Annotated in this window: 17 protein-coding genes; 13 read left to right on the forward strand and 4 right to left on the reverse strand. The window is 69.2% G+C overall.

Annotated features, from left to right (window positions below):
• Window positions 1-36: 36 nt before the first annotated feature.
• Window positions 37-879 (reverse strand): TauD/TfdA dioxygenase family protein, encoded by an 843-nt coding sequence (locus D3H34_RS18230; RefSeq protein WP_119555503.1) that lies wholly within the window; start codon window positions 877-879, stop codon window positions 37-39.
• A gap of 30 nt (window positions 880-909) precedes the next feature.
• Window positions 910-1,878, reverse strand: a complete 969-nt coding sequence (locus D3H34_RS18235; protein WP_119555505.1) for a Bug family tripartite tricarboxylate transporter substrate binding protein — start codon at window positions 1,876-1,878, stop codon at window positions 910-912.
• Window positions 1,879-2,082: 204 nt separating this feature from the next.
• On the opposite strand from D3H34_RS18235, the gene D3H34_RS18240 reads away from it, so the two are divergent.
• The 11 genes from D3H34_RS18240 (at window position 2,083) to D3H34_RS18290 (ending at window position 14,562) form a co-directional block, all read left to right on the forward strand.
• A complete protein-coding gene (locus tag D3H34_RS18240) occupies window positions 2,083-3,054 on the forward strand; it encodes a quinone oxidoreductase family protein (protein ID WP_119555507.1) in 972 nt (323 codons plus the stop codon).
• 97 nt (window positions 3,055-3,151) lie between these two features.
• Complete coding sequence (locus D3H34_RS18245) at window positions 3,152-5,830, forward strand: winged helix-turn-helix domain-containing protein (RefSeq protein ID WP_119555509.1); 2,679 nt, start codon at window positions 3,152-3,154, stop codon at window positions 5,828-5,830.
• A gap of 213 nt (window positions 5,831-6,043) precedes the next feature.
• Window positions 6,044-6,892: a TauD/TfdA dioxygenase family protein gene (locus tag D3H34_RS18250; protein ID WP_119555624.1), complete on the forward strand. Its 849-nt coding sequence runs from the start codon at window positions 6,044-6,046 to the stop codon at window positions 6,890-6,892.
• A gap of 58 nt (window positions 6,893-6,950) precedes the next feature.
• Complete coding sequence (locus D3H34_RS18255; protein WP_119555511.1) at window positions 6,951-8,009, forward strand: beta-keto acid cleavage family enzyme; 1,059 nt, start codon at window positions 6,951-6,953, stop codon at window positions 8,007-8,009.
• Between the two features lie 42 nt (window positions 8,010-8,051).
• Window positions 8,052-9,035, forward strand: coding sequence for a tripartite tricarboxylate transporter substrate binding protein (locus D3H34_RS18260; protein WP_119555513.1), 984 nt, complete (start codon window positions 8,052-8,054; stop codon window positions 9,033-9,035).
• A gap of 14 nt (window positions 9,036-9,049) precedes the next feature.
• On the forward strand, window positions 9,050-9,622 hold the full coding sequence (locus D3H34_RS18265) for an RBBP9/YdeN family alpha/beta hydrolase (RefSeq protein ID WP_119555626.1): 573 nt from the start codon (window positions 9,050-9,052) through the stop codon (window positions 9,620-9,622).
• A gap of 45 nt (window positions 9,623-9,667) precedes the next feature.
• Window positions 9,668-10,639: a quinone oxidoreductase family protein gene (locus tag D3H34_RS18270; protein WP_119555515.1), complete on the forward strand. Its 972-nt coding sequence runs from the start codon at window positions 9,668-9,670 to the stop codon at window positions 10,637-10,639.
• Between the two features lie 82 nt (window positions 10,640-10,721).
• Window positions 10,722-11,975 carry a porin gene (locus D3H34_RS18275; protein WP_119555517.1) on the forward strand — a complete coding sequence of 418 codons (1,254 nt, stop codon included), beginning with the start codon at window positions 10,722-10,724 and terminating at the stop codon, window positions 11,973-11,975.
• A gap of 63 nt (window positions 11,976-12,038) precedes the next feature.
• Window positions 12,039-12,599 carry a hypothetical protein gene (locus D3H34_RS18280; RefSeq protein ID WP_119555519.1) on the forward strand — a complete coding sequence of 187 codons (561 nt, stop codon included), beginning with the start codon at window positions 12,039-12,041 and terminating at the stop codon, window positions 12,597-12,599.
• Window positions 12,596-13,801 carry a PrsW family intramembrane metalloprotease gene (locus D3H34_RS18285; protein WP_119555521.1) on the forward strand — a complete coding sequence of 402 codons (1,206 nt, stop codon included), beginning with the start codon at window positions 12,596-12,598 and terminating at the stop codon, window positions 13,799-13,801. The genes D3H34_RS18280 and D3H34_RS18285 overlap by 4 nt, the downstream gene beginning before the upstream one ends.
• A gap of 119 nt (window positions 13,802-13,920) precedes the next feature.
• Window positions 13,921-14,562 carry an NrsF family protein gene (locus D3H34_RS18290; protein ID WP_119555523.1) on the forward strand — a complete coding sequence of 214 codons (642 nt, stop codon included), beginning with the start codon at window positions 13,921-13,923 and terminating at the stop codon, window positions 14,560-14,562.
• Between the two features lie 20 nt (window positions 14,563-14,582).
• Here the strand turns inward: D3H34_RS18290 and D3H34_RS18295 are convergent, their stop codons facing one another.
• Window positions 14,583-15,041 carry a hypothetical protein gene (locus tag D3H34_RS18295; RefSeq protein ID WP_147400461.1) on the reverse strand — a complete coding sequence of 153 codons (459 nt, stop codon included), beginning with the start codon at window positions 15,039-15,041 and terminating at the stop codon, window positions 14,583-14,585.
• A gap of 373 nt (window positions 15,042-15,414) precedes the next feature.
• On the opposite strand from D3H34_RS18295, the gene D3H34_RS18300 reads away from it, so the two are divergent.
• Together D3H34_RS18300 and D3H34_RS18305 are read left to right on the forward strand one after the other, a co-directional pair.
• On the forward strand, window positions 15,415-15,963 hold the full coding sequence (locus D3H34_RS18300) for a sigma-70 family RNA polymerase sigma factor (protein ID WP_286185884.1): 549 nt from the start codon (window positions 15,415-15,417) through the stop codon (window positions 15,961-15,963).
• Complete coding sequence (locus D3H34_RS18305; RefSeq protein WP_119555527.1) at window positions 15,960-16,601, forward strand: NrsF family protein; 642 nt, start codon at window positions 15,960-15,962, stop codon at window positions 16,599-16,601. The genes D3H34_RS18300 and D3H34_RS18305 overlap by 4 nt, the downstream gene beginning before the upstream one ends.
• Before the next feature lie 25 nt (window positions 16,602-16,626).
• On the opposite strand, the gene D3H34_RS18310 is transcribed toward D3H34_RS18305, so the two are convergent.
• The gene (locus D3H34_RS18310) at window positions 16,627-20,394 is read right to left on the reverse strand and encodes a beta strand repeat-containing protein (protein ID WP_167481236.1); all 3,768 of its coding nucleotides are present in this window, start codon (window positions 20,392-20,394) and stop codon (window positions 16,627-16,629) included.
• Window positions 20,395-20,427 lie beyond the last annotated feature (33 nt).

The following is a 20,427-nucleotide window of genomic DNA, read 5'->3' on the forward strand; positions in this document are numbered from 1 at the left end:
GGGTTGCGATGCAAAGGTCGGAAGGGAGCGCACGGCTCAGTACGGCACGTCGCCGACGATGCCGGCGCGTTCCATCTTTCGCGGCGCGGGCCAGTAGTCGTTCAGCGCGTAGTGCTGCGTGCTGCGGTTGTCCCAGACGACCACGTCGCCGGCCTGCCACGACCAGCGCACCTGGTACTCGGGGATGGTGGCGCGGCTGAGCAGGTAGTTCAGCAGCAGCGCGGCGCCGGGCGTCTTGTCGATGCCGTGCCGCACGTTCTCGGGGGTGCTGTAGTTCACGAAGTGCGTGGTGAAGCTGCCCACGTAGAGCACCTTCTCGCCGGTCTCGGGGTGCGTGCGCACCACCGGGTGCTCCACGGGCGGATGGTCCTGGCCCAGCTTGAGGCGGGCTTCCATCGGCATGACCGCGCCGAACGAGTGCTCGATGGCAGCCTTGGCGCGCAGCTTGCCGATCTTCTGCTTGATCTCTTCGGGCAGCTCGTCGTGCGCCTGCACCATGTTCACCCAGATGGTGTCGCCGCCGATCTCGGGGCACTCGATGCAGCGCAGCACCGCCCCCATCGCCGGCGCCTGGCGCCACAGGCCGTCGCAGTGGTAGGTGTTCTCGTAGCTGTGCTTGTTGTCGCTGCGGTAAATGCGCACGAGGCCCGGATGCTCGGGGTCGCTGCCGACCACGGGGTGGTCTTCGAGCGCGCCGAAGCAGCGGGCAAAGGCCGCGTGCTCGGCGCGCGTGATGTCCTGTCCGCGGAAGAACAGCACCTTGTGCTGGAGCAGCGCTGCGCGGATCGGCGCAAAGCGCTCGGGATCATGCGAGGCCTCGCCCAGGTGGACGTCCGAGATTTCCGCGCCGATGGAGGGCGTGATGGGTCTGATCTTCATGAGGGTCTCCGATGGAATGACGAGCGACGCTCAGTTCGCCTGGATGCGGTACTTCCTGACGATGGCGGCGTTGCGCTCCGACAGCGCCTTCGTCTCGACGATGAGCGCGGGCGTGTCGACGCTGAGTTCGGGCTCCAGGCCCACGTCGAGCAGCTTCTGCTGCACGGCGGGTGCCTGGCCGGCCTTCTCGATCGCGGCGTGCAGCTTCGCCAGCACGTCGGCCGGCAGCTTGGCGGAGCCGATGAAGCCGACCCAGCCGCGGAACTGCAGGTCGGGGTAGCCGAGCTCGGTGGTGGTGGGCAGGTCGGGCAGGAAGCGCGAGCGGGTCTTGCCGGTGAACGCGTAGGGGCGCAGCTTGCCGGCCTTGATGAGCGGCATCGAGGTGAGCATGCCGTCGAACATCAGGTCGACCTGGCCGCCCAGCAGGTCCTGCAGCGCGGGCGGCGAGCCGGGATAGCCGATGTGCTGCAGGTCGAGCCCGGCGCGGTCGCTGAGGATCAGGCCCGCGTACTGCGACACGGTGCCGGGGCTGTAGCTGGCGAAGCTGGCCTTGCCCTTGCGCGTCTTCAGCTCGGCGACCAGGCCCTGGAAATCCCTGGCCGGAAAGTTCGCGGCCGTGACGAGCACCACGCCCGAGCGCGCCACCGAGGCGATGGGCACCACGTCCTTCAGCGGGTCGAAGGGCATCTTCACGACCTGCGGCGTTTCGGCCAGCACGTTGCTCGCCGCCATCACGATGGTGTTGCCGTCGGCCGGCGCCTGCAGCATGGCCTGCAGGCCGATCGAGCCGCCGGCACCGGGACGGTTCTCGACGATCACGGGACGGCCGATGTCCAGCGCCATCTGCTGCCCGACGACGCGGGCGACGATGTCCATCGTGCCGCCCGGCGGCGCGGGGACGATGAGCTTGACGGGCTTGTCGCCCAGCGCCCAGGCCCCGAGGGCCATCGAGCATCCGATCAGCGCCACGGCGGCGCGTGCAAAGTGCAGCAGTTTCATGGGTTGTCTCCGGTTTTTTCATGCGGGCCTCGGTGGGCCGACGCCGCCAGTATCCGGCGCACCCCGCTCGCGGTTCTTGCTTTATTGGGGCATCGATTTGCCAATTTGGGACATCGCCGAGACCGCGCTTCCCGGCGTCGCAACGCGCCGCAAGAATCCGTTCCATCCCAGCCCCCACACATGCATCGCATCAGGAGACGCACCATGAACCAGGCCATCCGCTTCCACGAAACCGGCGGCGCCGACGTGCTGAAGCTCGAACACGTCGAGGTCGGCGAGCCCGGCCCCGGCCAGGCGCGCGTGCGCCACAGCCTCATCGCCGTCAACTTCATCGACATCTACTTTCGTACCGGGCGCTATCCGCTCGCGCTGCCCAACGGGCTCGGGTCCGACGCCGTGGGCGTGGTCGAGGCCGTGGGCCCCGGCGTGACAGACATCCGCGTGGGCGATCGCGTGGGTTACCTCATCGGCCCGCAGGGTGCGTATTCGCAGGTGCGCGTGATGCCGGCCGATGTGCTCATTCCGCTGCCGGATGGCATCAGCGATCGCACCGCTGCCACGTTGATGATGAAGGGCATGACGGCGCAGTACCTGTTCCGCCAGGTCTATCCGCTCAACGGTGGCGAGACGATCCTGTACCACGCGGCTGCCGGCGGCGTCGGCCTCATCGCCTGCCAGTGGGCGCGCGCGATGGGCGTCACGATGATCGGCACCGTCAGCACCGACGAGAAGGCCGCCATGGCCAAGGCCAACGGCTGCACGCACACCATCGTGACCTCGCGCGAAAACATCTCGCAGCGCGTGCGCGAGATCACCGACGGCAAGGGTGTGCCTGTCGTGTACGACTCGGTGGGGAAAGACACGCTGGAGGCTTCGCTCGACTGCCTGCAGCCGCGCGGCACGCTGGTGAGCAACGGCACCTCGTCGGGGGCGGTCGTCATCGACACCCAGAAGCTCGCCGCCAAGGGCTCGATCTGGGTCACGCGGCCGGCGATGGTGCATTACATCCATCCGCGCCCGCACATGCTGTCCATGGCCGACGAACTGTTCGGCCACGTGCTGGCCGGTCGCATCGTGAGCGAGCCGCAGCAGAGCTTCGCGCTGGCCGACGCCGCCGAAGCGCACCGCGCGCTCGAAGGCCGCAGGACCACCGGCGCCACCGTGCTCGTGCCCTGATATCTGCGATGCACGAAGCGGCGCGCACGACGTCGCGCACAGGCCTCGCGCGATGGATGTGGAGAATCGCTCTTCTTCCCACGCACACGAGCGAGCCTTGGCCACCTTCCCGCCCCCCGATGCGACCGGCGCTCCGCGCGACCTGCTGCTCAAGGTGACGCCGCCCCGTGTCCCGCGTCACCTGGTCTCGCGCGCCCGGCTCCTGTCGAGCGCCGACGCGCTGCGCGACCACGCGGTGTTCGTTGTGCAGGCGCCTTCAGGCTTCGGCAAGACCTCGCTGCTGGCGCAGTGGCGGCTGGAGTACCTGGGCCTGGGCGTGCCGGTCGGCTGGGTCTCGGCGCAAGGCCAGGATGACCCCGGCCGGCTGGTGCAGAGCCTGGCGCTGGCGCTGCGCGTCGCCATGGGGCGCCCCGCCTTCGGCCGCAGCGTGTTCGAGGACGACCGCCCCGGCACGCTCGCCAGCGTCACGGCCCTGCTGGCCGAACTGGCGCAGGCGGCATTGAACGTGGTGCTGGTCGTCGACGAAGCCGACCGCCTGCCGCCGGCCTCGCGCGAGGCGCTGGCCTACCTGCTGCGCAACGCGCCGCCCAACGTGCGCACGCTCATCGCCACGCGCCCCGACGGCCGGCTCGACATCGAGGACCTCGTGGCCTACGGGCAGTGCGTGGAGATCGGCCCGGCGCTGCTGAAGTTCAGCCTCGACGAGACCCTGCAGCTGGTGCAGGCGCGCTTCGGCGCGCGTGCCGACCGCGACACGGCCGCCCGGCTGCACGCGCTGACCGAAGGCTGGCCGCTGGGCCTGCAGCTGGCGACGACGATCATCTCGCGCGGCACCGATACGCACGCAGCGCTGTCCGACATGACGGCCGCCGCCGGCGAACTGCAGGGCGAGCTGGTGCGGCTGCTGCTGGTCAACCTCGACCCCCAGGATCGCGACTTCCTGACCTGCATCGCCGCGCTCGACCTGCTGCATCCCGACCTGTGCCGGGCCGTCTCCGGCGCCGACGATGCCCCGGCGCGGCTGGCCCGGCTGAGCAACGACACGCCGGTGTTCGCCGCCGCCGAAGGGGGCGAGTGGCTGCGCATGCATGCGCTGGCGCGCGACGTGCTGCGCCAGCGCTTCGCCGCGCTCGATGCGGCCGCACAGGTCGCGGCGCACGCGCGCGCGGCGCAGTGGCTGGCCGCGCACGACCTGCCCGACGAAGCCGCCCGCCACGCACTGAGCGCAGGCCAGCACCAGACCGCCTACGAGCTCGCGGAGCGCAGCCTGTACGAATCGCTCATGCGGCGCGGCCGGCACGCCACGGTGCTCGAATGGATGGCGCAGATGCCCGCCGACGAACTCGACCGGCGCCCGCGCCTGCTGCTGGCCGCGGCATGGACGCTCGCATCGAGCGAGCGGCACGAAGAAGCCGGCCGCTTCGTGGCGCGCATCCTGGCGCAGCCCGGCGTGAGCGATGCGCTGCGCTGCGAATGCGCGCTGATCCTCGGCGGCGCCGCCGTGTTCGCGGACGACCCCGACCGCTTCGTCGAACTGCACGCACCGTGGACCGAGGCCGTGCCGCTGACCGATCCGCTGCTGCTGCAGTCGCACGCCAACCGCATGGCCTACCGCGCGCTGCTCGAAGGCGAACCGGCGCTCGCGCGCCTGCGCCAGCAGCAGGCCCTGCGCGGGCACCCGGGCCACGGCGTCGACTACATCCGGCGCTGGAGCGAACTGGTCATCGGCCAGAGCTATGCCTGGGAAGGCCAGATGCTGCTGGCCGAACAGCTGCTGCGGCCCGCCGTGGCCGGCGCCGAGGCCGAGATGGGCCGGCGCCATCGCCTCAGCTGCAACCTGGCCGCGCTGCTCGCATCGGTGGCCTGGGAGCGCGACCAGCCGGGCGACGCCGCCACGCTGCTGGCCGACCGCCTCGACGTGCTCGAGCACAGCGGCCTGCCGGAATCGCTGCTGCAGGCCTACCGCACGGCGGCGCGCATCGCGGCGGCCGAAGGCGCGGAGCACCGCGCGCTGGAACTGCTGAACGCGCTGGACGCGGCAGGTGCCGCGCGGCGCCTGCCGCGGCTGCGCATCGCCAGCCTGGCCGAGCAGGTGCGCCTGCACGCGCAGCGCCACCGCGCCCAGACCTGCCGCGAGCTGTGCGAGCACATCGACGCGCAACTGGCCGATCCCGCATTACCCCAGGGCCCGCTGTGGCGGCGCAGCGTGGACACGCTGCGCGACGTGGCGCGCGCCCACGCGGCCATCGCCGCGCGCGACTGGCCCGACGCCCTCGCGCAGCTGGCGCGTGCCGACGAACAGGCGCGCCAGCGCAAGCAGGGCGGCCTGCACATCGAGCTGCTGGGCCTGCGCGCGCTGGCGCTGGAGCGCAGCGGCCAGCCTTCGCAGGCGCTGCTGCGCGAGGCGATGGACCTGGCGCGCGCCTACGGCCTGCAGCGCGTGCTGTCCGACGCGCACCCCGAGCTGGGCACTTGGGTCGGCACGCTCGCGGCCGAGGGCGCGCAGCCGGAGATCGCCGTCGTACCTCTCGCGCCTGCTGCACCGCCCGCGCCCACGCCCATGCCGCACGGCGCCGTGCTCACGCCCAAGGAGGGCGAGGTGCTGGCGCTGCTGGCGCGCAACCTGTCGAACAAGGAGATCGGGCGCGCCATGCAGGTGGGCGAGACCACCATCAAGTGGCATGTGAAGAACCTGTTCGCCAAGCTCGACGCAGGCACCCGCACGCAGGTGGTCCAGCGCGCGCGCATCCTGGGGCTGCTCGGCCCCGAACACTGAGAGGGCGAGGGTTTCTCCCTCCCCTGCAGGCCTGCCTCCCCCTCCTGCGAGGAGGGGGCGCGCGAAGGGGCCCCGACCTATTCTTGCTCCCAGCACGGTCACCGCCGCACAGCAACACAGCGGCACCCCACGACCGGCACAGGAGACAAGACGATGGGTTCCACGATCCAGCCAGGCCTCTCGAACGGGGCCCCCGCCGTGCTCACGCGCGGCATCCAGGTCCACCCCGTGACCTGCGCCATCGGCGCCGAGCTGCGCCACGTGTCGCTGGCCGAGGCCTCGCGCGACGCCGGGCTTGCGGCCGAGATCCGCGCGCTGCTGGTGCAGCACAAGGTGCTGTTCTTCCGCCAACAGGAACTCACGCGCGCCGAGCACGTCACGTTCGCCCGCCACTTCGGCGAGCTCGAGGACCACCCCGTGGTCGGCAGCGACCCCGAGCACCCGGGCCTCGTGCGCATCTACAAGAACCCCGAGACCCCGGTCGACCGCTACGAGAACAGCTGGCACACCGACGCCACCTGGCGCGAGAAGCCGCCCTTCGGCTGCGTGCTGCGTTGTGTCGAATGCCCGCCGGTCGGCGGCGACACCATGTGGGCCAACATGGTGCTGGCCTTCGAGAAGCTGCCCGCGCACATCCAGCAGCAGATTGCGGGGCTGCGCGCGCGCCACAGCATCGAGGCCACCTTCGGCGCCGCGATGCCGACCGAGAAGCGCCTGGCGCTGAAGGCCCAGTACCCCGACGCCGAGCACCCCGTGGTGCGCACGCACCCCGACACGGGCGAGAAGATTCTTTTCGTCAACGGCTTCACGACCCACTTCACCAACTTCCACACGCCGGCCAACGTGCGCTACGGGCAGGACTACCAGCCCGGCGCCGCGATGCTGCTGGCCTACCTCGTGAGCCAGGTGCAGATCCCCGAGTACCAGGTGCGCTGGCGCTGGCAGCCGGGCGACGTGGCCATGTGGGACAACCGTTCGACGCAGCACTACGCGGTCATGGACTACCCGCCCTGCCATCGAAAGATGGAGCGTGCCGGCATCGTCGGCGAAGCGGTCTTCTGAGCGGGCGCCGCACGCGCCCTCCTTTCCTTCATCTCTCCCTTTCTCCCGAGGTCTTGCCATGAACTTTCTCGACGGCCATCTGTTCCCCGAAAACCAGCAGCCGCTGGTCATCACCGCCGCCCCCTACGCGCCGTCGTGGGTGCCCGCCGACTTTCCCGAGGACATCCCCGTCACGATGGAGCAGCAGATCCAGAAGGCGGTCGATTGCTACAACGCCGGCGCCACAGTGCTGCACCTGCATGTGCGCGAACTCGACGGCAAGGGCAGCAAGCGGCTGTCGAAGTTCAACGAGTTGATCGCCGGCGTGCGCAAGGCCGTGCCCGAAATGATCATCCAGGTGGGCGGCTCGATCAGCTTCGCACCGGAAAGCGAAGGCGCGGCGGCCAAGTGGCTGAGCGACGACACGCGCCACATGCTGGCCGAGCTGGAGCCCACGCCCGACCAGGTGACGGTGACCATCAACACCTCGCAGATGAACGTGGTCGAGCACTGGGACGACGCCGACACCAAGGGCACGTCGATGGAAGACCCCGAGGTCTACCGCGCCTACAAGGAAATGACGGTGCCCGCGCAGCCGGGCTGGGCCGAGGAACACATCCGCCGCCTCAGCAAGGCCGGCATCCAGAGCGCCTTCCAGTGCTACAACATCAACAGCTTCGACTCGGTCGAGCGCCTCATGCGGCGCGGCGTCTACAAGGGCCCGTTGGTGATGAACTGGGTGGCCATCGGCGGCGGCATGGACGTGCCGAACATCTACAGCCTGGCCAACTTCGTGCGCGCCGTGCCCGACGGCGCGGTGCTCACGGTAGAAAGCTCCATGCGCAACGTGTTGCCGGTGAACATGATGGGCATTGCGATGGGCCTGCACGTGCGCTGCGGCATCGAGGACAACCTCTGGAACCAGTCCCGCTCCGCCAAGATGGGCACCGTGGCGCAGGTCGAGCAGCTGGTGGCCATCTCGCGCCAGTTCGGACGCCCCATCGCCACCGCGAAGCAGGCGCGCGAGATTTCCAAGATCGGCGTCTTCTACGACACGGTGGAAGAGACGCTGCTCGCCAACGGCTTCGCACCCAATCGCAACGGCGCGCAGCAGGGCTTCCTGCGCAAGGCGGCCTGAGCACCACGCGCCGCCCGCACACGAACACCTGGAGACATCGCGATGAAAAAAACACGGAACATCCTTCGCGCCCTGAGGCCCTGGGCCGTCGCCCTGGCCGCCGCGCCCCTGCTCGCCCATGCCTGGACCAACAAGCCGGTGCGGATCGTGGTGCCCGCGCCCGCGGGCGGCACCATGGACGTCGTGGCCCGCGTCTTGTCCGAGGCGATCTCGGCCGAGATCGGGCAGCCGGTGATCATCGACAACAAGCCCGGTGCCGGCGGTGCCATCGGGGTGCATGCGCTCAACAGCGCGCCGCCCGACGGGCAGACGATCATGTTCATGGTCAGCAACATCCTGACCGAGATTCCGCTGGTGATGAAGACTGGCTTCGACCCGGTCAAGGACGTCAAGCCGGTGACCATGGTGGCGCGCTCGGCGATGGTGCTGGTGAGCGCACCGACGGTGCCTGCCAACGACCTGAAAGGACTCGTCGCCTACCTGAAGACCGGCAAGGGCAGTCCAGGCAGCTACGCCACGTACTCCGCGGGAACCAGCTCGCACTACGCCGGCGCCATCTTTGCGAGGAAGGCGGGGCTGGACCTGCAGCATGTGCCGTTCCCGGGTTCGCCGCCGGCGCTGCAGAACCTGATGGGCAGCCAGGTCGACATCCTGTTCGACGGCATCGTCACGTCGCTGCCGCTGATCAAGGCCGGCAAGGTGAAGGTCTTCGGTGTCGGGGCCAAGACCCGGCTGGCACAGCTGCCGGATGTGCCCACGATGGCCGAGCAGGGCTTCGACGAGATCGACTTCTCGAACTGGGCCGGTGCCATCGTCTCCGCCAAGATGCCCGACGACATGGTCAAGCGCATCAATGCGGTCCTCACGAAGGTCGCCTCCTCGCCCAAGGTGCGGGAAAGGCTCATCGCGCAGAACTTCGTGCCGATGACCAGCGAGAGCCCCGAGCAGCTCGCGAAGATCACGCATGACGAGTACGAGCGCAACGCGAAGATCGTCAAGGCCTACAACATCCAGCTCAACCAGTGAGCGTGCAGACCGCCATGACTGCGCCCACCGTCCTGATCGTTCCCGGCCTGCGCGACGCCGTGTCGCACCACTGGCAGACGCTGCTGGAGGCCGACCTGCGCGAGCGCGGCCAGCCGACGGCCAGCGTGCCGCCGATGGGCCGCGAAGCCCTCGGGTGCGAGGCACGGGTCGCCGCCATCGAGCATGCCGTGCAGTCCCTCGCCGGCCCGGTCGTGCTGGTCGCCCACAGCGGCGGCTGCCTCATGGTCGCGCACTGGGCCCGGCGCAGCACGCGCCCCATCCTCGGCGCACTGCTGGCGGCACCGCCGGATTTCGAGCGGCCGATGCCCGAGGGCTACCCGAGCCTGGCGTCGCTGGACGATCATGGCTGGCTGCCCGTGCCGCGCGAGCGGCTGCCCTTTCGCAGCATCGTCGGCACCAGCCGCAATGACCCGCTCGCTGCGCAGGAACGCGCTGCACAGCTGGCGGATGCCTGGGGCAGCGAGCAGGTCGACCTGGGCGAGGTCGGCCACCTGAACCCGGCGTCCGGCTTCGGCCCCTGGCCACGCGCCCTCGATTTCATCGCGCAGTTGTCGGCGCACGCCTGAGCTGCATCGCCTGCCCCCGACACAGATCCCCTCAAGGAACAAGACATGCCCCAAGCCATCCGCTTCCACGAAACCGGCGGCGCCGACGTGCTGAAGCTCGAACACGTCGAGGTCGGCGAACCCGGCCCCGGCCAGGTGCGCGTGCGCCACAGCCTCATCGCCGTCAACTTCATCGACATCTACTTTCGCACCGGGCGCTATCCGCTTGCGCTGCCCAATGGGCTGGGCTCTGATGCCGTGGGCGTGGTCGAGGCCGTGGGGCCAGGCGTCACCGACATTCGCGTGGGCGATCGCGTGGGCTACCTGCTCGGGCCGCAGGGTGCGTACTCGCAGGTGCGCGTGATGCCTGCCGATGTGCTCATTCCGCTGCCGGATGGCATCAGCGATCGCACCGCCGCCACGCTGATGATGAAGGGCATGACGGCGCAGTACCTGTTCCGCCAGGTCTATCCATTGAAGGGCGGCGAGACCATCCTGTATCACGCAGCAGCGGGCGGTGTGGGTCTCATCGCCTGCCAGTGGGCGCGTGCGATGGGCGTCACGATGATCGGCACCGTCAGCACCGACGAGAAAGCCGCCATGGCCAAAGCCAACGGCTGCACGCACACCATCGTGACCTCGCGCGAGAACATCGCCCAGCGCGTGCGCGAGATCACCGACGGCAAGGGCGTGCCGGTGGTCTACGACTCGGTGGGCAAGGACACGCTGGAAGCCTCGCTCGACTGCCTGCAGCCGCGCGGCACGCTGGTGAGCAACGGCACCTCGTCGGGCGCGGTCGTCATCGATACCCAGAAGCTCGCCGCCAAGGGCTCGATCTGGCTCACGCGGCCGGCGATGGTGCACTACATCCATCCGCGCCCGCACATGCTGTCCATGGCTGACGAGCTGTTCGGCCACGTGCTGGCCGGTCGCATCGTGAGCGAGCCGCAGCAGAGCTTCGCGCTGGCCGATGCGGCCGAAGCGCACCGCGCGCTCGAAGGCCGCAAGACCACCGGCGCCACCGTGCTCGTGCCCTGAGACCGGCGACGCGGGCGAAGCGGGGCGCGCACCCCGACAAAAAAAGAGACGAAGTCACGCACAAAAAACAGGAGACAAGACCATGAAGAAGAAGACCCAGAAGACCCTCATCGCCATCGCAGCCCTGGCAACGCTGGCCACCGGCCCTGCCCTCGCCCAGTCGTCGCTCACGCTGTTCGGCGTGGTCGATGCGGGCATCAGCCACTACCGCACCACCAGCAGTTCGTGGAACCCGCTGCGCCCGGCCGAGCTGCGGCAGAGCCAGACCGTGCTGTCGCCCTCGGGCAATGCCTCCAGCCGCATCGGCTTTCGCGGCACCGAGGACCTCGGCGGCGGGCTGGCCGCGAGCTTCTGGCTCGAGGCGCCGCTGAACAACGACACCGGCGGCGGCATCACGAACTTCGGACGCCGCTCCACGCTCAGCCTCAGCGGGCCCTTCGGCGAAGTGCGCCTGGGCCGCGACTACACAGCCTCGTTCTGGAACGATGCCGTGTTCGACCCCTTCAGCGTCAACGGCGTGGGCACCAACCTGATCGCCGTGGTCAACAGCAACATCGCGGCCTCGCGCGCGCTGGCCACGGGCGGCCTGCTGAACGGCGGTCTCTCGGCGGGCACCGACAGCTACCTGCGCACCAGCAACGCCGTCAGCTACTTCCTGCCGCCGAACCTGGGCGGCTTCTACGGCCAGGTGCAGTACGCACTGCACGAGAACACCAAGGTCAGCAACACACCCGACAGCCCCTCGAAGCGCGGGCGCTACGTGGGCGGGCGCATCGGCTGGGCCAGCGGCCCCGCCGATGTGGCGCTGGGCTATGGCGAAAGCACGCTGGCCAGCGCCGCTGCGCTCAGCGAGAAGATCAAGAGCCTGAACCTCGGCGCTTCGTACGACTTCGGCGTGGTGAAGGTGTTCGGCGAATGGTCGCGCGTTCGCGACGTGCGCAACAGCGCCGCCCCGTTCGCCAACGGCTCGCTGCGCCTGAGCGACCGCTACGACGGTCTCATGGCCGGCGTGAACGTGCCGCTGGGCGCGGGCGTGCTGCGCGCCTCGTATGCGCGCGTGCGCTTCGTCAACGGGCTGGACCTGCCGGACGGCAACTCGTCGGTGAACAAGCTGGCGCTGGGCTACGTGCACAACCTCTCCAAGCGCACGGCGCTGTACGCCTCGGTGGCGCGCATCCACATCGCCAACGGCCGCAACAACCCGACGGTGATGGGCGTCACGCCGCTGGTGCTGAGCCTGCCGGCGATCTTTCCGCAGCCGGGCTATGCAACCACCGGCGGCATGCAGCCGCACCGCGCGCTGGGCTACGACGTCGGCATCCGCATGGCCTTCTGACCGACTGACAGCAGCGGCGGCGGCAGCCCGGCGCCGCCGCAGGCGGTGTGGCACGATCCGCGGATGCTTCAACCGTCCCGCCGCATCCCGTACCGCACCTGGCCGGGCGCGCTCGCGATCCTCCTGGCCATTGCCGCGTATGTCGGTGGCCTCACCTTCTGGAACAACCACACGCCCGGCAGCCGGCCGCTGCCCGCGGGCGAGACGGTGTCGGTGGGCCACGCGCGCTTCGAGCCCGCGCCCGGCTGGCAGATGGACGTGTCGCGCTCCAAGGCCGGCCAGTCGCTCATGCTCTTCAAGGGCGGCCACAAGTTCCTCGTGACCACGCGCCTGTGGATGGGCGGGCCCGATGGCCCCATGGACCGGCAGCAGCGGCTCATGGAGCGCGGCCAGGGCCTGACCATCGAAGGCGACGCGTCCGACTTCGTCACCGGCTGGGGCCTGCAGGGCAAGACCTTCGCCTACTACGGCGCCAAGCTCGCGGGACGCTTCTGGCAGGTGGTCGACACGAAGCGCCGCTCGCTCGTGCAGATCGACGTGTACGGCCCCAACGACGGCCTGAACGAGGCGCTGGCCGACGCCCGAAAGATGCTCGACTCGATGGACCTGGAGGCACCGCTGTGAGCACCACCACCGAAGCCACCGCCCCCCTCGCCACGCAGGAAGACGCCGACTGGCCGATCGGCACCGACTCGTTCTTCCAGCCGCAACGCGCCGCGTTCTGGCTGCTGGCCGCACTGATCGTCAACGGCCTGTTCTACACGGTCTACATGTTCTCGCTCGGCTTTCGCGTGGTGCCCGTCACCGCGCTGCTCGGGCTGCTGGTGTGGGGCGGCTACACGGCGGCCTTCGTGCTGGTGTTCCGCACGCTCGACCTGCTGGAACAGCACCCGCCCGAGGCCTACGTGCTGGCCTTCGCGTGGGGCGGGCTGGGCGCGGTGTACTTCGCCGCGCCGGCCAACATCGCCATCCAGAGCCTGTGCGCCAAGCTGGTGTCGCCGGAGTTCGTCGCGGCCTGGGGGCCGGCCATCGCGGGCCCGATCACCGAAGAGTTCCTGAAGCTGGCCGGCGTGATCCTGCTGGTGCTGATCGCGCGCAACCAGTTCGAAACCTACCTGTCGGTGCTCATCGTCGGCGCCATGGCGGGGCTGGGCTTCCAGGTGATCGAGAACCTGAGCTACACCGTCAACGGCGCCGTGAACTTCCCGCTCGAGAACCAGGTGTACCCGGTGCTCTACCACCTGCTGATGCGCGGACTGCTGAGCGGGCTGTGGAGCCATGCGGCCTACACGACGATCGCGTCGTTCGGCGTCGCGTGGTTCCTGCTCAACCCGCAGCGCCCGATGGCGGCGCGCATCGGCTGCGCGCTCTTCTTCTTCGCGCTGGCGTGGGCCATGCACTTCATCTGGAACTCGCCGCTGCTCGAAGACCGCTTCGACGACGGCTTCGTCGGCATCGCGCTGCTGCTGGTCGTCAAGGGCATTCCGGTGGTGATTGCCGCCGCCTTCGTCTGGCGCGCCGCCGCGCGCGAGAACGGCACCTACCTGCATGCGCTGGCCGCCTACTTCGTGCCGGAGCGCGAGCTGATCCGCGACGACGAATGGGTGCGCCTGGGCGCGCCGCTGCTGCGCTACCGCGTGCGCCGCGACATCGGCAAGGAATTCGGCCGGCGCGCCCGGCGCCTGAAGGCGCAGCTGCAGCGCGAGCAGCTGCGGCTCATCCTCAAGGCCGGCACCCACGGGCGCGGGCCGCAGACGCGGCGCCATGAAGTCGCCGTGCGACGCCTGCGGGCCGAGCTCGACCTGCTCACCCGGCCGCAGGGCTGAGGGCCGAGGAAGCGGCTCCTACGGCCATCCGTGAGGCATAGGACAATGCGCAGGCCGGGCGTCTCCAACGCAGGACACCGCCCCGGCACGCTCAGCGAGAAGAACCAACGGAACTGCACGTGAAGACCGATGAACTCGTTTCGTTGCTGGCAGCGGATGTCACACCGGTGCGGCAGCACGCCACCACACGCCACCTGGGCCTGGCCCTGGGCGCGGGGCTGCTGGTGTCGCTGCTGATCGTCACCCTCGGCTACGGCCTGCGCACCGATCTGGCACTGGTCGTGTTCTGGCCGGCGTTCTGGATCAAGCTCGTCTTCCTCGTCGCGCTGGGATGGTCCGGCTTCTTCATCACCCACCGGCTGGCGCGACCGGGCGTGCGCGCGGGCGCGGCGATGCTGGGGTTCGCCCTGCCGCTGGCCGCGCTCTGGCTGGCGGCGCTCGCCACCTGGCTGCAGGCCGCGCCGCCCGAGCGCATGCCGCTGCTGCTGGGCGACACGTGGAAGAGCTGCATCTTCAGCATCCTGCTGGTCTCGGCGCCGATGGTGGCCACGGCCCTGGCGGCACTGCGCACGCTGGCGCCCACGCGCCCGGCCCTGGCCGGGGCCGCGGTGGGCGCGATGGCCGGCGGCGCGGGCGCCGCGGTCTATGCCCTGCACTGCCCGGAGCTGGCGCTGCCCTTCCTCGCCGTGTGGTACGTCGGCGGCGTGGCCGCCACCATCGCCATCAGCGCGGCGCTCGGGGCCCGGCTGCTGCGCTGGTGAACCGATGAACGGGCCGCTGCTCAGGCGGCCATGAAGGACACACCGGGGTCCGTCACGAAGTCCGCCCCGGCTGCATCAATGTCATCGTCGACCTGCAAGGGCCGCGCCGTCCGCATCGCCCGGTGGTTGAAAACGAAATCGACGACCGTCTCCGGCGACGCGTCGGCGGACAGCATGAAGATCCGCTGCGAATAGACCGCGATCGGCTCCTGCACCCGCTGCGCCTCGATGAACAGCAGCGCCGCCTGCGCGCGCAGGTCGCGCAGGGTCACCACCAGGTCGAGCAGCCGATCGTCGTTGGCATCGGTCGAGTCGACAAGGTAGACCACGTCGTCCTTCGGCGGGGTGCGCGTCAGTTCCGCGAGCTGGACCGAGAACTGGCAGCTGATCTGCCGGGCCAGGAATTCGTCGTGGATTTTCAGGAAGAAGGGGATGTGCCGCGGACTGGACACCAGGATCACGACCCGAGGGATTTTCATGCGGTGACCGCCTTTGGAGTTGTTGGACCTGGAAGGACGCAACGACACGTCGTGCCCCTCAGCCCCTTCACGCTCGCGCGCCTGTTCACGCAGGCGATCGCTGCCGCCGGCTGTCCTGTCGCGAGCGGGGAAGAGGCTCCTCTGCCTCGAATTCGATCCGCACGCGCCTCGGGTTACAGCGAGGCCACCAGCGCCGTGATTTTGTTGACGAACCGCACAGTTCATGTCGCTGGAGCAGCCAGACATGCACACCAGGGGTGTAGTCCTACTTCTTAACGAAGAGTGCAAAAGGTACATTCATTCACAGTTGTTTGAACTCCCAACCGCCTGTAACCCGGCGGTGCCACCGAACGAATTACACGAGAGGGGACCTGTGAAGAGCGACGCGGAGATCGCACTGCACGATCTGTTCACGCGAGGTCTCGCTGGAGACGCCGTGGCCTATCGTGCCTTCTTGCAAAGGTTGAGCGCGCACCTGCGCGCCTACCTGGGCAAGCGCCTCTTTGGCTGGCCCGATGAAGTGGAAGATCTCGTTCAGGAATGTCTGCTCGCCATGCACAACCAGCGCCACACCTACCAGAGCGACCAGCCGCTGACGGCGTGGGTGCACGCCATCGCGCGCTACAAGATGACCGACCTGCTGCGCGCCAAGTCGATCCGCGAAGACCTGCATGACCCGCTGGAAGACGACCTCGCCGTGTTCGCCGGCTCGGACATCGATGCCAGCGACGCCCGCCGCGACCTGGCGCAACTGCTTCAGGGCCTGCCCGACAACCAGCGCCTGCCGATCGTGCACGTGAAGATCGACGGCCTGTCGGTGATCGAAGCGGCGCGCCTCACGGGCATGTCGGAATCGGCGGTCAAGGTCGGCATCCACCGCGGCCTCAAGGCGCTGTCCGCGCGCCTCAGGGACATCCCATGAAGACCGACGACCTCGTCGCCCTGCTCGCCACAGGCGTCGCGCCCGTGCCGCCGCACGCCGCGCGCCGGCGCATTGGCCAGGCCTTGTTCATCGGGCTTCCGGTATCCATGGCAATCCTGTTCATCGGCTTCGGCGTGCGGGACGACATCGCCTCGGCCATGCTGCAGCCGATGTTCTGGGTCAAGCTGCTGTTCCCGCTGTGCATCGCCGCCGCGGCGCTGGTGGCGCTCCACCGGCTGGGGCGGCCCGGCATCCGCACGGGGTGGACGTGGGCGGGGCTGCTGCTGCCGATCCTCGCGGTCTGGGCACTGGCCCTCGGACACAAGCTCACCGGATTCCTGGTCGACCAGATCCCCGCCGTGCAGGGAGGCTCCTGGCTCGCATGCGTGATGAGCATCGCCCTCATCTCGCTGCCGGTCCTGGTGGCCACGTTGCTGGCGCTGCGCGAGCTGGCGCCCACCCGCCCCGCACTGGCCGGTGCCGCGGCGGGCGCGCTGGCCGGCGGCGTCGCAGCCGCGGTCTTCGCGCTGCATTGCAAGGAACTCGCACCGGCCTCGCTGGCCATCTGGCACCTGCTCGGCATGGTGATCCCGACGCTGGCGGGTGCACTGCTCGGGCGACGTCTGCTGCGCTGGTAGCCGCGCATCGCCGGCGTCGCGCTCATCAATCCACTTTCACCTGGAACAGCACGAAGCCCGTGCCGCCCGGCGCAATGGTCCCGACGAAGGTCCAGCCGATCGCACCGGTACCGCCCGCGGGCTGCGCGGCGGTACAGGCGACCGTCGGGGCGGGTGAGGCGTTCGCAGGCGTGCGCTTGGTGCAGCCCGTCAGCGTGGCCGGCGTGGTGCCGGTGGTCGCGCTCACGAAGGTCGTGTAGCCCGGCGTCGTGTCGTTCACGACCATGCTGCTGATGGGTGCGGCCCCGTTGTTCGTGTAGCTGATGCGGTACTCCAGCGTCTCGCCCGACTTGGCCTGGTTGTTGATGCCGAAGCTGCCGCTTTGCGTGACGTTGCGCACCTCCTTCTTCAGCTCCAGCGCCACGTTCGACACGGTGGTGGTGTCGTCCAGCGCGAAGCTGCCGCTGAGCGACGGGCTCGCGTTGGTGTACGTGAAGTCCGCCTGCACCTTGGCCTTGTTGCTGGCGCCCTGCGGCGCGGTGGCGGGAATGAACTCCTGCACGATCACGCACACCTTGCCGGCAAACGCCACCGGCGTTGCGGGTGCGCTCGGCGGGAACAGTTGCGCCGCGCCGGGCTGCAAGCTTCCGGTGCAGCCCGGGTCCGCAAAGATCTTCGTGGTCCAACCGGTGATGGGCGGCGTGGCCGTCTCGCTCGCGACGCTGAAGCGCACCTGCCCTGCCGTGCCCGCCGTGAAGGTGTGGGCGTAGATGACGGTGCTGCCCGGCAAACCGGTCTTGGCGCCGTCGGCGGCGAAGCTGCTGTTGTCGACGTCGCCGAAGTTCAGGTTGGCGTGGCCGGTGCCGTTCCAGCTGAAGGCGATGCGGTCCGGCGTGCCGGTACGCGTGTAGGTGTAGGAGCCTCCTGCGGCGGCAGTCGCAGTGCCCGAGGGCAGCGCCACATTGCCCACGGACGCACCAGTCGACACGCGCGTGGCGGGTCCGTTCGTCTGCTCCACGCACAGGGCGCCGCCGGAGGCCACGCTGGCCGGCACCGTCAGGCTGTAGTTGCCCGAGGCGTCGGTCAACGTGTTCGCGTAGACGGTGGCCGCGCAATTGGTCAGCCGCACCGTGATGCCCGACTGGGGTCCTTCGCCGCCGTTGAGGATGCCGTCGTTGGCCGTGCCGCCGCCGATGCCGTTGTCCAGGAACACCTTGCCCGTCACCGCCGGCGCCACGGGCGTGTTGGTGATCACGCAGCTGATGGCATCGCCCGTCGCTGGCGTGACGTTGATGGGCAGCGTGGTCAGGGTGGAGACGTTCGTGGGGCCTGTGTTGGTACAGGTCACGCTCTGCGAATAGTTGGCCAGCACCGAGGCGCTGCCTGCGGCCATCGCCTCGTTGAGCACATACGCGCTGCCCGGCGTGGCCGTGAAGGTGTAGGCCGGCGAGGTCACGGCAGTGCCCATGCCCGTCGTGTTGACGGTGGCGGGTGCGCCAGTGCCGGTCGCCGACAGCGCGAACTGGTCGCTCGCCGCCACGCGGCCCGGACCGCCCAGGGCCTTCTGCAGCGTGATGCTCGGCCCGACGGTCGAGGTGTTGGTGAGCACGCAGCTGAGGTTCGCGCCGGACAACGGAATGATCAGGCGCCCCACCGACGGATCGAAGTTCTCGTTCGTCGGCAGGCTCGAGGCCGGCATCACACCGGCCGCGTCGGTACAGGTCAGCTTGCCGCTGTAGTTGCCGAGCACGGTGCCCGCCGTGCCGCTCTCCGTGAGGATGTAGGCCGTGCGCGGCGTCGCCTGGAAGTTGCCCGTGGTGCCTGTGCCGGGGGTCACCGTGGCACCACTGCCCGTGGTGGTGGAGGCCGCGGTGGAGCTCACGACCGTGCCGTTCACGCCGCCGGTGCGGATCGCCACGGTGAAGTTGTCGTTGGGCGCGGCGCGGCTGCCACCCAGGGCCTTGCTGAAGTTGAGGGTCGAGGTGCTGTTGGTGACGATGCAGCTCGCGACCGTGTCTCTCGGGACATTGGCGATGGTGAACGAATTGCCCGAGAGCACCGGCGTCACCCCGCCGGAACAGCTGACGCCGTTCAGCACGAATCCGGACGCCGGGGTCTCCGTGATGGTAACGTTGGCCGAGGCGCCCGGGCTCTTGATTAGCAGGGGCTGGGCATTGGTGCGCGTGGCGCTGGCGTCGTAGAGCACGGGCGTATTGACGGCCGCCGTGGTGATGCTGGCCGTGGTGCCGCCGCCGCCCATCGTGGTGTCCACGCCGGTGGTGGTGAAGTTGAATGTCCCGGTGCCTCCGACGCTGGTCTTCGCCAGGCAGATGCCCGTGTTGACGATGGAGACCGGCGCCACCACCCCCATGTCGTCCGAGGTCCCGCCGAAGGACTGTGCGGTGAAGGTCAGCGTGCCGGAGATCGGAATGGTCGTGGGCAACCGCAACTGCACCGTGCGGTTGGTCTGTTCGGCGAGCGCGGTGCAGCCGCTCACGCAGCTGGCGCCACCGGAGGCGGTCGACGCGTCGGAGTTGAGGTTCAGTATCCCCGCGTTCGTATTGACGGTCCAGTACACCACCCCGTTGTAGGAGAGCCTCAATCTCGACGCGTTGCCGCCGGGGCCGCTGCTGATCAGGCCGTTCCTGAAGCGCCAGGTGAAAGTCACCAGGGCCCCCGGCGTCACACCGCTGACGGACTGGCTCAATGTCGCGGTCCCGTTGTCGTTCGTCATGTTGACGAAACCCGCAGTGTTGCTGCCGTCCCAGCCCGACCTGCTCCATGCGGCGCCAAGGAAGTTCGAACCGGCGATGATCGGGTCCGCATTGCAGGCCAGCGTCGAAGAATCGCCCCCGCCCGGGTTGGGATCGACGACCGGTATCGGCGTGTTGGTGACCACGCAGCTGATGTTGTCGCCCGCGACCGGGGTCACCGTGACCGGCAGCGAGGTCTTGGTGCTGACATCCGTCGGGCCGCTGTTGGTGCAGCTCACGGCCTGGCTGTACTGCATGAGCACCGAGGCGCTGCCCGCGGCCATCGCCTCGTTCAGCGAGTAGCTCGCTCCTGGCGTCGCAGCGAAGCTGTAGGCCGCGGACGTGACGCTCGCGCCCGTGCCGGTCGTGGAAGTCGCAGCCGGCGCGCCGGTGCCTGTGGCCGACAGGCTGAACTGGTCGCTGGCATTGATGCGCCCCGATCCACCCAGCGCCTTCTGCAGCGTGATGCTGGGATTGCTCGCGCAACCGAAGAATTCCACCTCGCGCACTTCCGCAAAGCTCACCTGGCCGCCGCTGGCCGCCGACGGCGTGGACCCGCTCCCGTTGGCATAGATGCGCGTGGCGTAGTACGAGGTGATGATCCAGCGCACCGACTTGACGTTCGCCACCGGTGTCGCCAGCGTGGTGTCCACCGTGGGTGGCGGGTTGGTGTCGCCAGTCGTGCTGTTCGACGTGCCGACGGGATTGGGGTCGGTGTAGGTCGGCGTGGTCGCCAGCTTGGTGCCGGCGGCGTCGTACAGCTCGAAGTACCACGCGTAGGGCTCGGTGTCGCGAACGCCCCAGGCGTTGTGCACCCGCAGCGTCTTGATCGACAGGGGCGCGTTCTTGAACGTGAACGTGATCGGATCGGCGCTCGTGGATGAGACGATTTCCGCCTTGTTCTCCGACACGTCGATCGGCGACGCCGTGGAATCGCTGGTGGCCAGATTGGTGCAGGGCCGGGCCGCCGTGCAACTGCCGCCGGTGATCGTCATGTCGGCGTTCAGCACCATCGTGTTCGCCGCGCACTGCTGGGCGTAGGCCTGCGATGCGAGGAACACGGAGGCCAGCAGCAGTAGCTGGGCAAGCGTGCG

The sequence above is a fragment of the Acidovorax cavernicola genome (assembly GCF_003581445.1).

Bases quoted from the DNA above. Each gene is read 5' to 3' on its own strand.
- D3H34_RS18230 (WP_119555503.1), bottom strand. From the start codon at position 879: ATGAAGATCAGACCCATCACGCCCTCCATCGGCGCGGAAATCTCGGAC.
- D3H34_RS18235 (WP_119555505.1), bottom strand. From the start codon at position 1,878: ATGAAACTGCTGCACTTTGCACGCGCCGCCGTGGCGCTGATCGGATGC.
- D3H34_RS18240 (WP_119555507.1), top strand. From the start codon at position 2,083: ATGAACCAGGCCATCCGCTTCCACGAAACCGGCGGCGCCGACGTGCTG.
- D3H34_RS18255 (WP_119555511.1), top strand. From the start codon at position 6,951: ATGAACTTTCTCGACGGCCATCTGTTCCCCGAAAACCAGCAGCCGCTG.
- D3H34_RS18260 (WP_119555513.1), top strand. From the start codon at position 8,052: ATGAAAAAAACACGGAACATCCTTCGCGCCCTGAGGCCCTGGGCCGTC.
- D3H34_RS18265 (WP_119555626.1), top strand. From the start codon at position 9,050: ATGACTGCGCCCACCGTCCTGATCGTTCCCGGCCTGCGCGACGCCGTG.
- D3H34_RS18270 (WP_119555515.1), top strand. From the start codon at position 9,668: ATGCCCCAAGCCATCCGCTTCCACGAAACCGGCGGCGCCGACGTGCTG.
- D3H34_RS18275 (WP_119555517.1), top strand. From the start codon at position 10,722: ATGAAGAAGAAGACCCAGAAGACCCTCATCGCCATCGCAGCCCTGGCA.
- D3H34_RS18280 (WP_119555519.1), top strand. From the start codon at position 12,039: ATGCTTCAACCGTCCCGCCGCATCCCGTACCGCACCTGGCCGGGCGCG.
- D3H34_RS18295 (WP_147400461.1), bottom strand. From the start codon at position 15,041: ATGAAAATCCCTCGGGTCGTGATCCTGGTGTCCAGTCCGCGGCACATC.
- D3H34_RS18305 (WP_119555527.1), top strand. From the start codon at position 15,960: ATGAAGACCGACGACCTCGTCGCCCTGCTCGCCACAGGCGTCGCGCCC.